Raw genomic sequence first — 14,049 nt, 5'->3', positions numbered from 1 at the left:
GATAGCGCAAAGATGATTATAGACGTGCATACCCACATTAACAATTATCATGAAGAACGCGTGGTCTCATTAGAAGATTGCCTCAACCGACTTACAGGCACCATGCAAGACAACCATGTGGACTACGCATTGGTTTTGTCTTCATATAAAGTAAATGAACACCGACCCAGCACAAAACAAGTAGTAGAAGCCATAAGTGGTAGGGATAACCTTGGTGTGGTGGCCGGTATTAGCTATCTCCATTATAACCATAGGGATTTAAGAGAGATTGGTGAATACCTGGAAAGTGGCCTTATTAAAGGTTTAAAGTTCTACCCTGGCTACGAGCCCTTCTACCCCAACGATATTCGTTTAAAAATAGTGTACGACATGGCAATAGAGTATGATGTACCCGTTATGTTTCACTCTGGCGACACCTATGCCCCCACAGGTAAAATAAAATTTTCCCACCCCATACATATTGATGATTTAGCAGTAGATTATCCAGATTTAAAAATTGTGATTTGCCATGTTGGAAACCCTTGGATCAAAGACTGCATGGAAGTGGTTTACAAAAACAAAAACGTACATGCTGATATTTCTGGCTTAGTTTTAGGCGATTTCTCCGATAAATTTGAACGTTATATGAAAAAGGAAATCGAAGAAATGATCACTTATGCTGGAGACCCAAAGTATTTATTATATGGCACAGATTGGCCTATATCCAATATGAGATCCTATTTAAATTTTATGGGTCAATTAGACTTGCCCCATGAAAAAAAAGAATTGATCCTTTGGAAAAATGCTTCTGAGCTTTTTAAAATAGACACTTCGAAATTTTAAAATATCTTACAGTAATACTTAAAACATAATACTTTGATACTATTCGATTTTAATTCCAATAGCAACATTACCAAGTGGAACATCATTAACGATGCCGTGATGGGTGGTTGCTCTAAAGGTGAATTTTACATAAATCCAGCTGGCTGCGGCGTTTTTGAAGGCCAAGTTTCTTTAGAAAATAACGGCGGTTTTTCTTTGTTACAGTATAAATTCAATACCATTCTAGCCGTTACCTTTTCTCAAGTACGCATTAAACTTAAGGGGGATGGCAAACCCTATCAATTTAGAATAAAAACCAATCGTAACGACCCCCATTCTTATAATGCATTAGTTCAAACAACAGGCGATTGGCAAACCTTAGAAATTCCGTTTAACACCCTATACCCTGCTTTTAGAGGCAAAAGATTAAATACCGAGAATTATCCTGGAAAACAGTTGGAAACCATTGGGTTTTTAATTGGCAATAAAAAGGCAGAGGTTTTTAAACTAGAGATCGATTATATTGTTTTAGAATAGTTAAGCCTTCCTGTTTTTAAGTTTCCAAACAATGGGCTTGTTTTACGAGATAGTCGTTAGCATTCGCCATTAATAATTATAGAATATTTTATTTTTTCTGTTGTGCTGGTTATATAGACATATAGTTTTATAGCTCTAAAAAACACTCTCTTATTTTGTTTATAACTCTAACAACGATGCATGAAAAGACAAAACGTTTATACTCCCTTAATGTTAATACTTAAATTAAGTTAGAACTATTGCTTTTCAATAACGTTTTTAAAAACATACATATAAAAAGACACTACTTCCTTTCGTTTGTCCTAAATAACATTAAAACCTAGAGATAATCAATTACTCAATCGCCTCCCTCAAGGCATCAAAATTCAATCCTCCATAATTACCAGAACTCATCAGTAAAAGGGTTTTATTATCAAAATTCTGAGAGAAGATAAAATCTTTAAAATCGTCTGGGTTGGTATAAATAATCAAATCGTCGCGTTTAAAAGCGTTCGCAATCTGTTCTTGACTTACTTTTTTCAGTTTTTTTATTTCTACGGCATGAGGCGAGTAAAACACTACAGCAACATCGGCAGCATCAAGTGTTCTCTTGTATTCTTTTAAAAATTCGGCATTTAAACTGCTATACGTATGAAGTTCCAAACAGGCCACTAAACTGCGCTTCGGGTATTGTTCCTTTAGCGCATTCGTGGTTGCTTCCACTTTACTGGGCGAATGAGCAAAGTCTTTATACGCCACGCTAGTATTACTTTCTGCTATTTTTTCTAGGCGCTTACTAGCCCCTTTAAAAGTAGCAATGGCTTCGTAAAAATCGTCTTCATCAATCCCCATATGTTGACAAATCCACTTAGCACCGGCGAGGTTATTTAAATTATGCTTTCCAAAAATCTCAATAGGCAAAGGCCCCTCTGGAGTTTCCAGTAAGGTTTGTCCGTTTTCAACAGTATATTCTGGCGTGCGGTATGCAATTTTTCTAATGGTATTGTTACTGGCTTCCACCACACGCGTTACTTCTGGATCTTCTTCATTATAATTGATGTTTCCGCCGCTCACAATAGAATCCACAAAAAGGCTAAACTGCTCCACATAGTTTTCGTAAGTAGGAAACACGTTAATATGATCCCAAGCAATACCGCTCAATAAAGCTATATTAGGTTTATATAAATGGAATTTTGGACGCCGGTCTATAGGAGAACTTAAGTACTCATCACCTTCTAGAACTATAAAATCATTCGTTTCTGTAAGTTTCACCATCACATCAAATCCGTCCAATTGAGCACCCACCATATAATCCACATCTTTATCATAGTAATGCATTACATGTAGAATCATGGACGTTATTGTGGTTTTTCCATGACTACCCCCAATAACCACACGCGTTTTGTATTTAGACTGCTCATACAAAAACTCTGGATAACTGTAAATTTTGAGTCCGAGTGCTTGCGCTTTAAGCAACTCTGGATTATCGGCCTTTGCATGCATGCCTAGCACAATCGCATCGATATGAGCATGAATTTTATCGGGAAACCATCCAAACTCTTCTGGCAATAAGTTTTTGGCTTTTAACCTCGATCTTGAAGGCTCAAAAATGTCATCGTCACTTCCAGTAACTTGGTATCCTTTATGATGTAATGCTAGGGCTAAATTGTGCATGGCTGCGCCGCCAATAGCGATAAAATGTACGTTCATGAATCTTGTTTTGAAGATGCTCAAATATAGTTTTTTCGCTATTAATTTTCGAATGATTTGGGTTGAAATTACAATTTCTTATGAAAAATCAATAGGTTTTGTTTTTTACAAATACGCACGTGTACGCCCCATTGAAAAACAGAGTTTTCCAAAACCCATAATTTATAGCTTATGGAAACCGAAAAACAAACGATTATGATGGAATATAATCGTTTTTAAATCGCTTGCAATAAAACAGAAACTCTATAATCAGGACACCCCTTAAGCCTATAACCTCATAATTTTCAACCTCTCCTCCTTAAAATATTTAGTTTTCGGAAGTTCAGAAATGGCTAGGTCAATATACTTTAATGCGGCATTTTTATTTTTTTTATGTAAAAAAATCTGTGCCAATCTATAATATGCCCATGCTTTAGGCACCTCATCTGAAGGTGAGTAATTCTGTATATACGTATTTAAACAGGTTTCACCCTTATGAAGTTCGATATTATATTGTGCCGAAATTTTACCCATTTGATAGTGCAGCGCATTACGTTTATGTTTAGTGGTCGCTTCTTGAAGATTGCTTAATGCTTTATCAGGCTGTTTCTGTTTTTCATAAAAAGAAGTCAGTTTATCATAACACCACAAAGAACCACCTTCATTTATGGCCATTTTATAAAATTTCTCAGCCAATACCACGTCTTCATCATATTCATAAATATAGCCTTTTGCAAGAAAACCATCTACTTTAGAAAGCTTTTGAAGTTCTTCTGCATATCCTAGAGCTTTACTTTTACTACCACCCACAATTCCTGGCAATTGCATATAGTACTCCACTAATGCCCAGCGGGTATTAACATGTTGAGGATCTAATTTAGCTGCTTTTAAAAATGCTTTTTCAATATCTTTAATCAAACCTAAAGCTTCAAATTTATTTACCGAAAGAGCTTTCATTCCTAAAGCACCACCATATTTATATTGATAATTGGCAACATTTTCATGTTTACCCACCAAGATTTTATAACTAGCAATAGCTTCGTCCCATTTTTTCTGATGCCCACAAGCATCTCCATATAATTCGAGAGCTTTTAAATCATTGGGATGAGTTTTTAGATACTCTAACAACTTCATTTCAGCCTTATCAAACTGTTTTGCCTTGAAATAATAATCCGTACTGTCTGTGCTCACTTGAGCGAAAGCTCCTAAGGAGTATAGCAAGAATAAGAAAAGAAATTGTCTCATAATTTAGTTAAGCATTACACAAATTTAAACTTTCATTTAATTGGTTTATATCTTTTAACAAGGTATTAATTATATTAATCAAAAATGAGACCATTTTTAATTTGTAGGACTTTATAAATTAACTTAAAAAAACCATAACTTCACTTCTTCTACGAAATCTTTCAGAGGTTTATACTTTTTTGGAATAACTTTTGAGTACAATCATAGACAACAAGACACATACAACATAAATTAGCATACATGAGATACTTATCACCCCTACTAATCATTATATTTTTTGCGAATTTCACCACTGCACAACAGAGCCAAGATTATAAAAACCTATGGGAAAAAGTTACTGAATTTGAAAAAAAAGGTCTACCTAAATCGGCCTTGAAAATTGTAGAAGATATCGCAAAACAAGCTGAAAAGCATAAAAACCATCCGCAACTAGTAAAAAGCATGATATTTAAAAGTAAATATGCCATGGTACTAGAAGAGGAGGCACAACTTCATATCATCAACGCTTTTAAAAGCCAGATTGCGCAGAGCCCATTCCCTATAAAAAACATTTTAGAGAACATGTTAGCCCATCTATATTGGCAATATTTTAACCAGAACAGATGGCAGTTTTATAATCGAACGAAAACTTCAGAAAAAATAGATGCCGCCGACTTTAGAACTTGGGATTTACAAACTCTTTTTAACGAGGTCCATATCCATTATCAAAATTCGCTTCAAAACGGACTAATGCTTCAACAGGAACGTTTAGAAGATTATCGTATTTTGCTACAGGAACAAAAAGACTCAAAATTATATAGACCTACATTATTTGATTTTTTAAATCATGCTGCTTTAGAATTTTACAAAACCAACGAAACACATATTAGCAAACCCGCCTATAAATTCGAAATTGATAATCCGAAGTTTTTAGCAGATGCTGAAGCGTTTTCAACTTTAAACATAGCATCAAAAGATTCTATATCATTACAGCTAAACGCTTTAAATATCTATAAAAACTTAATTCGCTTTCATTTAAAAGATGCCTCTCCTCTTGCCTTGACCGACATCAATATTGAACGTTTAAAATTTGTAAAACAACATGCTACTTTCACCGATAAGGAAGCATTATTATTAGAAGCCTTTAAAACTGAAAAGGCACACTTAAAGGCACAAGAAGCATCTGGCTTATATGATTTTGAAATAGCTACTATATATTATCAACAAAGCACATTATATAGTACCGCGGATGACACAAACCGATGGAAAGCAAAAGAAGCGCTAGATTTGTGCCAAAACGTTATTGCTAAATTCCCAAAAAGCAAAGCCTCTGAGAAATGTAACGCTTTAAAGTCGCAGATTGAACAACAATCTCTGGAAATTACTACAGAAACCTTTTTGCCTATTCAAAAAAACGGGCGTTTGTTATTACGTTACAAAAACCTAAACACACTGGCATTCAACGCATATAAACTTTATGCAACAGAATTAAAGACATTCAACAAAATCTATAAAAAAGAAGAGCAGCTCGCGTTTATAAATAAACTGAACGCCAGTAATACATGGAACAGCAAGTTAAAAAATGAACAAGATTACCAAACCCATAGCACAGAAATCTTAATACCAAAACTACATAACGGCAATTATTTACTGGTTGCCTCCATTGAAAGTGATTCCAACACTTTTGCATTTGCTACGGTGCAAGTCACTAATATGGCTTTGGTTGAAACCGAAACCTCCCAACATAAAATATTTCAGATTATTGACAGACAAAACGGCGCCCCCATTGCTAACGCTAAAGCGGAAATAACTTACGACTCTAGAAACAATCGAAGCATACACAAAACACTTACTACTGATGATTTAGGAGAAATTAAAATTGAAAAAAATAATGAATGGTACAGAAATGTTAAACTAAAAGTGATAAAACAAGAGGATACCGCCTATTTTGGAGACTATTACCTCAATCAACATTTTAAAGAAGCAAAAGAAGATGTCCATTACACCTCTTTTTTATTTACAGACCGAAGTATTTACAGACCAGGACAAACCCTTTATTTTAAAGGTATCGCTATGAAAACTTCAGATCGAAAATCTGAAGTTTTAGTAGATCAAGACGTCTATGTCTCGTTGTATAATGTAAATGATGAAGAAGTAAAAACCTTAAAATTAAAAACCAATACATTTGGCTCCGTTGCAGGAGAATTTATCCTACCAAGTGATGGCTTAACAGGTGATTTTTATATTGAATTTGATGCCGATTCTGGACATATCGATTTTGAAAGTACAACCCATTTTTCTGTTGAAGAATATAAACGTCCGAAATTTGAAGTTAAATTCTCCCCCATAACCGAGACCTTTAAGATAAACGACTCTATTACTGTAAAAGGCACTGCTTTAGCTTATGCAGGTAGTAATATTACGGATGCCAAAGTGGTATATCGAGTGCATAGAAATGTGCAATATCCTCGTTGGTATTTTTGGCACAGACCATGGTTTAACAGCGAACCTCAAGAGATTAGCCATGGAGAAAGGATTACCAACGACAAAGGTGAGTTTGAAATCACGTTTAAAGCCATTCCCGACAACAGCGTCGAAAAAAGCAGTTTGCCCATTTTTAATTATGAAATTACGGCAGACATCACCGATTTAAACGGCGAAACCCGAAGTGCTACAACATTAGTAAATGTGGGCTACCACAGCTTGTTGGCCACCATGAGTATAGAAAGCACTCTAGATAAAACCAAGAAAGACCACGAGATTAAAATTGACACCAGAAATTTAAATGCTTCGTTTGTTGCCGCAAAAGGATCTGTTAAAATTTACAAACTAATCGCTCCCCAAACCGTTTTAAGACCACGACCTTGGGCTGCCCCAGATTATCAAAAATTTACAGAAGAACGTTTTAAAAACCTATTCCCACATGATGCTTATCAGGATGAACAGGTGCCAGAAAACTGGAAAAAAGGTGCGTTGGTTTTTGAAAAAAAATTCGATACCGAAAAATCCAAAAGCCTACAACTGGGTAACATAAAAAAATGGGACTCTGGAAAATACATTATCATTTTAGAAAGCAAAGACAAATTCGGGCAATTTGTAAAAGATGAAGTTAAAACCACGCTTTTTAGTGATAACGATAAAACCTTAGCAGACCATGAGTTATTCAGTATTACTACCGATAAACCCTTCTATACTATTGGAGAAACTGCATGGGTTACAGTAGCATCTGCTGCAGAAAACATTTCGATAACACTATCTGTTGAAAAAGACAAAAAAATAATTCAAAAAGAAATTATTCAGTTAAACAACACTAAAAAAACCATTAAGATTCCAGTCACCAAAGACGATTTGGGTGGGTTTGTAGTACATTATAGTTTCGCCGCCTTTAATAGTTATCATGCAGGCACACAAACGGTTTCCGTACCTTACCCCAACACTACTCTAGAGGTTGAAACCGTAACCTTTAGAGATAAATTACAACCAGGGACAGATGAAACTTGGAGTTTTAAAATTAAAGGGGCACAAGGCGAAAAGGTAAGCACCGAGTTATTGGCCAGTATGTACGATGCGTCTTTAGACCAATTTAAATCGCATATCTGGAGTTTCAGCCCACTTCAAAACCCTGCTTATTACGCACAAATTTATAACCGGGGCAATCAAAGTTTTGGCACAAATCGTTTTAGAGTTTACCAAGACCGTTCTTATTCAAACTACACGCCACAATCCTACGATCAATGGAATTGGTTTGGGTTCTATTTTGGCAATCCTCGCCATGTTTTAGCTAGAAACTTAAGGAACAATGCTGCTGGAATTCAAATTTCTGAAAACAAAATGGTTATAGAGGATGCTTTAGTCATGGAATCCGAAACCAACGCTTTAGAAGAAACGGTAGTAGTGGGTTATAACACACAGAAAAAAGAACTGGAAACGCAAACAGAAAATAAAGACATTAAAAAAGACGAATCCTCCTTCGACGGCATCCAAATAAGGAAAAACCTTCAAGAGACTGCTTTTTTCTTTCCGCAGCTAGAAACCGATGAAGCAGGACATATCAGCTTCAGTTTTACCACGCCGGAAGCTTTGACCCAATGGAAATTACAGCTTTTAGCACACACTAAAACTTTGGAAAGCACAACCAAAACCTTAACAACAATCACACAAAAGGAGTTAATGGTTATTCCAAATACTCCAAGATTTTTACGTGAAGGCGACCAAATGACCATTAGTACCAAAATTGCTAATTTAACAGAAAACGGTCTTTCCGGGCAGGCAAAATTAATTTTAATCGATGCGGTTTCGGGAAAAGACATTAGTGATAAGCTTATCCAAAAACAAACAAACGCCTCTGCTTTAGGAGGATTAGAGAAAGAATTCACGGTCTCTCCTAAAGGCAACACGCAAGTGTCTTGGGAATTAGAAATTCCTGAGGACATACATGCTATTCAATATAAAATCATGGCCCAATCTGGTGATTTTAGTGATGGGGAACAAAATGTAATGCCTGTGCTATCCAATCGAATGTTGGTAACCGAAACCTTACCCATGTGGATTAAGAGCAATCAAACCAAAACATTTACTTTAAATAAGCTAAAAACAAATGCTTCTACCACACTTAAAAACCATAAGCTAACCTTGGAAATAACATCCAATCCTGCGTGGTACGCCGTACAGGCCCTTCCTTACTTAATGGAATATCCCTATGACTGTAATGAACAAACCTTTTCGCGCTATTACGCAAATGCATTGGCTAGCCATATAGCCCATGCCAATCCTAGAATCCAAGAGGTGTTCAATCAATGGAGAAATACAGGGACTTTACTTTCTAACCTAGAAAAAAACGACGCATTAAAATCTATTCTTATACAAGAAACACCATGGCTACGAGATGCTCAAAGTGAAACCGAACAGAAAAAACGCATCGCTTTGTTATTCGATTTAAACAAAATGAATAACGAGCTGCAATCTGCTTTTCGAAAACTAAAAAACAACCAAATGCCTTCAGGGGGCTGGGCATGGTTTAATGGGGGTTACGAAAATCGATACATTACCCAGCATATTATCACCGGTTTCGGACATTTAAAACACCTCAATGTCGTTCAGAACGATAGCGAAGAGTCCATGATTCAAAATGCAATCCATTATTTAGATCTGGAATTTATAAAAGAATACAATGACCTAAGAAAATATAATGCGAAGGTAGATTTAAGCACAGACCATTTAAGTTATACCCAATTGCATTATTTATATATGAGAAGCTTCTTCCCTGAAATCAAAAAATCAAAAGAAGTCGAAACGATTATAGCCTATTATCGCACACAAATTGAAGCCTATTGGTTAAACCGTTCTGTGTATGCAAAAGGCATGATGGCGCTAATATCACATAGAAATAAAGATGTAAAAACGGCGTCTAAAATTCTTAATTCTTTAAAAGAAACCAGTATTACTTCTGAAGAATTGGGCATGTACTGGAAATCGAACACCAGCTCTTGGTTTTGGTACCAAGCCCCCATTGAAACCCAAGCTTTGTTGATTGAAGCTTTTTCGGAGGCTGGCACAGCCATTCAAAGTGAAGTAAAGAATCTTGAAACCATTGATAATTTAAAAATATGGCTTCTTAAAAATAAACAGACTAACCGTTGGAAAACGACTAAAGCTACTACCGAAGCGGTATATGCTTTATTGCTACAAGGTAGCGACTGGCTGAGTGTTACCGAAATGGTAGATGTTGTTATTGGCAATCAGAAAATTGAGCCATCAAAGCTTGAAGCGGTAAAAGTAGAAGCTGGTACCGGCTATTACAAAACCTCTTGGAACGGTTCGGAAATTAAACCAGAAATGGGGAGTGTAACCCTTAACAAAAAAGGCAAAGGCATTGCTTGGGGCGCACTATACTGGCAATATTTCGAGGATTTAGATCACATTACTTCTGCAGAAACACCGCTTTCCCTTAAAAAGAAACTGTTTCTAAAAACCAATACAGATACCGGTGAAGTAATTTCTGAAATTAAAGATAATACCCACTTGAAGGTGGGCGACTTAGTTAGAGTACGTATTGAATTGCGTAGTGATAGAGCTATGGAGTTTCTTCATATGAAAGATATGCGAGCAGCTGGCCTAGAGCCTGTAAACGTAATTTCTACCTATAAATGGCAAGACGGCCTTGGGTATTATGAAAGCACTAAAGATGCCAGCACCAATTTCTTTTTTGACTATCTTCCAAAAGGAATTTACGTATTTGAATATGATTTGCGTGTAAACCATGCCGGTAACATGAGCAATGGAATTACTACCATACAAAGCATGTACGCTCCAGAGTTTAGTAGTTATAGCGAAGGTGTAAGACTACATGTAAACTAATTTCTCTTCCCCCTGTTGTTTCCGGTATTTTGGTAAAAACAGGGGATTTTGTTTTCTTTTAATCTTCTTGTTAAACATCATAGTTAGCATGTTTAATCCTTAACTTTGTTGCGTATTAACGAACTTACCGATATCCCTTTTACTGTTGTGGAAAACACTGCTTCATTTCGTCTCATATTTATATTAGCGTTTATGTTTTGCTCTTGCGGAAGTATAAAAGCCCCTTCGGCACCATCATCTCGAGTTGCAAAAAATCCAAAAATTATTTTTTTAAATTATAGCATAAAAAAAACAGCAGACGGCAGCCCCCATCTGCTGTTTTTGGATAAAATAGTTGTAGATGGCCAATTAAAAGACACACCACCTAAAGAAACAGGGAGCTCTGGAGATTTAGTATGCTTACAACTTGATAAAAAATCAAAGGTTTTACAACGTAACACCATCAAAAATCCTCTTATCAAAATGCTAGAGTATGTAGATAAATCCCATTCTTTTCAGAAAAAACAAATTCATCTGGATAGTACAAAATTTTCCATACGCCTCCAGCTAAACCCAAAAGCCCAATATATAGTTGTTTTCGACTCTAATGTATCAGATAACCAAAAGAAAGCCTTAATAAAAACCAGAATTAAATAAATGAAACAGACTCTACTCTTTTTTTTAATTATAATGAACTCCTCGTTTGTATTCGGACAACAGTTTGAAATGGAGTTTCTAAAAAATTCTGGAGCCCCCAATAAGCGGATTAATCTGGTGATTTTAAGTGAGGGCTATCAAACTCATGAATTTCCGAAATTTATAACAGACGCCACGACTCTTACCAATAAAATGTTCGGTTATTCTCCCTTTTCAGAATATGTTAACTATTTTAATGTAGTTGCCATAAAAGTACCTTCCAACGAAAGTGGCGCCGATCACCCTGGAACTAGTACTGACCCTTTAGAATCTACAATAACCCCAGTTGTTCCAATTAAAACGGTAGACACATATTTTAATGCAACCTATGATGCTTTTGGTTTTCATAGGCTCTTATTTTACGAAAGCGATGGGGCCTATGCGAACCATACGGAATTAAAAATAGCCCAAGTATTAGCTCAAAATTTTCCCAATTATGATAGCGCAATTATTCTTGTAAACTCTAATGAATATGGTGGTAGTGGTGGCAAATACCCTATGGCCTATTCTGGATATTATGCCACCGATGTCGTGGTACATGAATTAGGCCACTCCCTATTTAACCTGATCGATGAATATTACCCTATAGACGATGCTTTGGCGGTAGAAGGGATTAATATGACACAAGAAACAGACCCAAATGTGGTAAAGTGGCGAAACTGGCTGAATTTTAATGATGTGGGGGTTTATCAACACTTTGATGCTAACAATCTTCCTAAGCCATGGTATAGACCTCATCAAAACTGTAAAATGCGCTCTATAGAAAAGGCTTTTTGTCCTGTTTGCAAAGAAGGAATTATCGAAAAAATACACGATTTAGTATCCCCTATTGAGTCTTACTTACCAAACAATACTACTATAGATGCCCCCACTTTCCCCTTAAATTTTAAACTGAATTTGATTCAAACCACAACAAATAGTTTGAAAAACAAGTGGTTCTTTAATGGTTTAGAATTAACACATGTAGCAGACGCCATCTCATTGTTGGAAACCGATTTAGAAGCAGGAAGCAACACATTAACTGCCGTTATCGATGATACTACTGCACTACTTAGAGTAGACCATCACGAAACCTTACATCTTTATACAGTAACTTGGACCATCCATTATGCAACCTTAGCAGTAGATCGTATTACAAGTGAAGACGATACGTTTAATATTTCTATTTTCCCAAATCCATCAAGTGGGGTTATTAATTTTAAATACCAAAACACTACAAATACACCGTTATATTTAGATATTATAAGCATGGATGGCAAAAAGATAGAATCGCAAATAGCATTAAACTCTAATGCCTCACAAATAGACATGAGTTTATGGAGCCCAGGCATTTATATCGTTAATTTTTATGCCAACCACGTTTTAATTGCTAGTAAAAAACTAATAAAAAATTAAAACAGATTAGTTACCTGGAGGTGTAGATGGTCGAACTTCAATTTTACTAGGTAAGGTTCTCGGGTTCATTTTAAGAACATCTACCACTAATTCGCCAATATCTTCAATTTGAATTTTCCATGCATCCTCTGGGTTTGGGATGTTTCCATTAAAATAAGTAGAAACCGACCCCGGCATAATAGTGCTCACTTTAATACCATATTTTCTTAAATCCAGCATTACTGCTTGTGTAAATCCTGTAAGTCCAAATTTACTCGCATTATAAGCAGACCCATTGGCAAAGAAATTGGTACCAGCTAAACTAGAAATTGTAATGTAATAGCCTTGTGATTTTTTTAAAGCCTCTAAACTTGCTTTAATCGTATAAAAAGCTCCTGTTAAATTCGTATCTATGGTTTCTTGCCATTGCTGAATAGATATATCCTCTATATTTCCATAATGCCCTAAACCTGCATTGGCAATTACAATATCCAATTGACCAAATTGACTTAAAACGGTTGCTACGGCTTTTTGCTGACTTTCAAAATCTCTAACATCGGCTTCAATCCCTATTGCTTTTACATCAGATTCTATACCCGACGTTAGGATGTTGGCAGCATTCACTGCAGAAGCCTCGGTTCTACTCGTTACTGCCACATGAACCCCCATATTAATAAGCGATTGTGCTATTCCGTAACCTATACCTTTAGAGCCTCCCGTAATAAGAGCGACTTTGTTCTTTAATAATTCCATAATATTTTTGCTTTTATGTAAAGCTACAAAACATGCAAACAATCATAGAGTATATTATGTTAGGATAATTATAAATTTTTAATATTAGGGTTTAGGAGGATATTTAGAGAGTATTTTTTCTGCAACTGCACTAAATTTAGCTTCACGTTGCTCGGGTTGTGCATTAGGATTAAAGCCATAATCACTTACTGCTTGCCAAAACAATTGATTTTTAGAATGGTCTACAAAATCAATTGTTATACGCCGGTTTACTTTAGATTGTCCTACGGGAATACCAATAGAGAGCCCGCCACCCATATTACGTCCAGAGCCTCCTAAGCCTACACCTACATTGTTATGTGCAACCTCTTGATATTCACGACTTTTAATATCGATAAAAAAATCGGGGGTATCGGCTAACACCAGCCCTTTGGCCTTCAACTTGGCATCTAGAGCCTCTAAAAAACGCCTAGTATCCAATTCGCTTAAGCCGGTTTCCATATCGGCATAATAATTATAAGTCTTATAATTATTAAAGTTAACAGCTTTATCAAAGTCGTAGTTTACGTGTATGGGCGCACAAGCGTTTAAAAAAAATGCTGTAAAAAGAAGTATTAGAAATCGCATAGCTTAATTTTTAAGTATTAGAAAAGATGCTCACCTTAATGAATGTCTCACGAA

Annotated in this window: 9 protein-coding genes; 5 read left to right on the top strand and 4 right to left on the bottom strand. The window is 35.9% G+C overall.

What is annotated here, in order from left to right; genetic code table 11:
• The first annotated feature begins 12 nt into the window (after positions 1-12).
• Together ACFFU9_RS10970 and ACFFU9_RS10965 are read left to right on the top strand one after the other, a co-directional pair.
• On the top strand, positions 13-822 hold the full coding sequence (locus tag ACFFU9_RS10970; protein WP_379861484.1) for an amidohydrolase family protein: 810 nt from the start codon (positions 13-15) through the stop codon (positions 820-822).
• Positions 823-855: 33 nt separating this feature from the next.
• Positions 856-1,338 carry a CIA30 family protein gene (locus ACFFU9_RS10965; RefSeq protein ID WP_379861483.1) on the top strand — a complete coding sequence of 161 codons (483 nt, stop codon included), beginning with the start codon at positions 856-858 and terminating at the stop codon, positions 1,336-1,338.
• A gap of 333 nt (positions 1,339-1,671) precedes the next feature.
• Here ACFFU9_RS10965 and ACFFU9_RS10960 read toward each other — a convergent pair whose 3' ends face one another.
• Both ACFFU9_RS10960 and ACFFU9_RS10955 read right to left on the bottom strand, forming a co-directional pair.
• Positions 1,672-3,027, bottom strand: coding sequence for a UDP-N-acetylmuramate--L-alanine ligase (locus ACFFU9_RS10960; RefSeq protein ID WP_379861482.1), 1,356 nt, complete (start codon positions 3,025-3,027; stop codon positions 1,672-1,674).
• A 267-nt stretch (positions 3,028-3,294) separates the two neighbouring features.
• The gene (locus tag ACFFU9_RS10955) at positions 3,295-4,251 is read right to left on the bottom strand and encodes a tetratricopeptide repeat protein (RefSeq protein ID WP_379861481.1); all 957 of its coding nucleotides are present in this window, start codon (positions 4,249-4,251) and stop codon (positions 3,295-3,297) included.
• A gap of 240 nt (positions 4,252-4,491) precedes the next feature.
• Between ACFFU9_RS10955 and ACFFU9_RS10950 the strand changes: the two genes are divergently transcribed.
• From ACFFU9_RS10950 to ACFFU9_RS10940, 3 genes are all read left to right on the top strand, one after another.
• Positions 4,492-10,587, top strand: a complete 6,096-nt coding sequence (locus tag ACFFU9_RS10950; RefSeq protein ID WP_379861480.1) for an alpha-2-macroglobulin family protein — start codon at positions 4,492-4,494, stop codon at positions 10,585-10,587.
• 105 nt (positions 10,588-10,692) lie between these two features.
• Positions 10,693-11,223 (top strand): hypothetical protein, encoded by a 531-nt coding sequence (locus ACFFU9_RS10945; RefSeq protein ID WP_379861479.1) that lies wholly within the window; start codon positions 10,693-10,695, stop codon positions 11,221-11,223.
• On the top strand, positions 11,224-12,657 hold the full coding sequence (locus tag ACFFU9_RS10940) for a T9SS type A sorting domain-containing protein (protein ID WP_379861478.1): 1,434 nt from the start codon (positions 11,224-11,226) through the stop codon (positions 12,655-12,657).
• A gap of 6 nt (positions 12,658-12,663) precedes the next feature.
• Here ACFFU9_RS10940 and ACFFU9_RS10935 read toward each other — a convergent pair whose 3' ends face one another.
• Both ACFFU9_RS10935 and ACFFU9_RS10930 read right to left on the bottom strand, forming a co-directional pair.
• Positions 12,664-13,389: an SDR family oxidoreductase gene (locus tag ACFFU9_RS10935; protein ID WP_379861477.1), complete on the bottom strand. Its 726-nt coding sequence runs from the start codon at positions 13,387-13,389 to the stop codon at positions 12,664-12,666.
• Positions 13,390-13,473: 84 nt separating this feature from the next.
• Positions 13,474-13,995, bottom strand: a complete 522-nt coding sequence (locus ACFFU9_RS10930; protein WP_379861476.1) for a DUF4136 domain-containing protein — start codon at positions 13,993-13,995, stop codon at positions 13,474-13,476.
• Between the last annotated feature and the right edge of the window lie 54 nt (positions 13,996-14,049).

The organism is Mariniflexile ostreae, from assembly GCF_042427585.1.
Taxonomy (GTDB): Bacteria; Bacteroidota; Bacteroidia; order Flavobacteriales; family Flavobacteriaceae; genus Pseudalgibacter; species Pseudalgibacter ostreae.
This window is presented reverse-complemented; position numbering and strand designations above follow the sequence as displayed.

Coding starts and splice junctions, on each gene's coding strand:
- ACFFU9_RS10970 (WP_379861484.1), top strand. CDS start 13: ATGATTATAGACGTGCATACCCACATTAACAATTATCATGAAGAACGC.
- ACFFU9_RS10960 (WP_379861482.1), bottom strand. CDS start 3,027: ATGAACGTACATTTTATCGCTATTGGCGGCGCAGCCATGCACAATTTA.
- ACFFU9_RS10955 (WP_379861481.1), bottom strand. CDS start 4,251: ATGAGACAATTTCTTTTCTTATTCTTGCTATACTCCTTAGGAGCTTTC.
- ACFFU9_RS10950 (WP_379861480.1), top strand. CDS start 4,492: ATGAGATACTTATCACCCCTACTAATCATTATATTTTTTGCGAATTTC.
- ACFFU9_RS10940 (WP_379861478.1), top strand. CDS start 11,224: ATGAAACAGACTCTACTCTTTTTTTTAATTATAATGAACTCCTCGTTT.
- ACFFU9_RS10935 (WP_379861477.1), bottom strand. CDS start 13,389: ATGGAATTATTAAAGAACAAAGTCGCTCTTATTACGGGAGGCTCTAAA.
- ACFFU9_RS10930 (WP_379861476.1), bottom strand. CDS start 13,995: ATGCGATTTCTAATACTTCTTTTTACAGCATTTTTTTTAAACGCTTGT.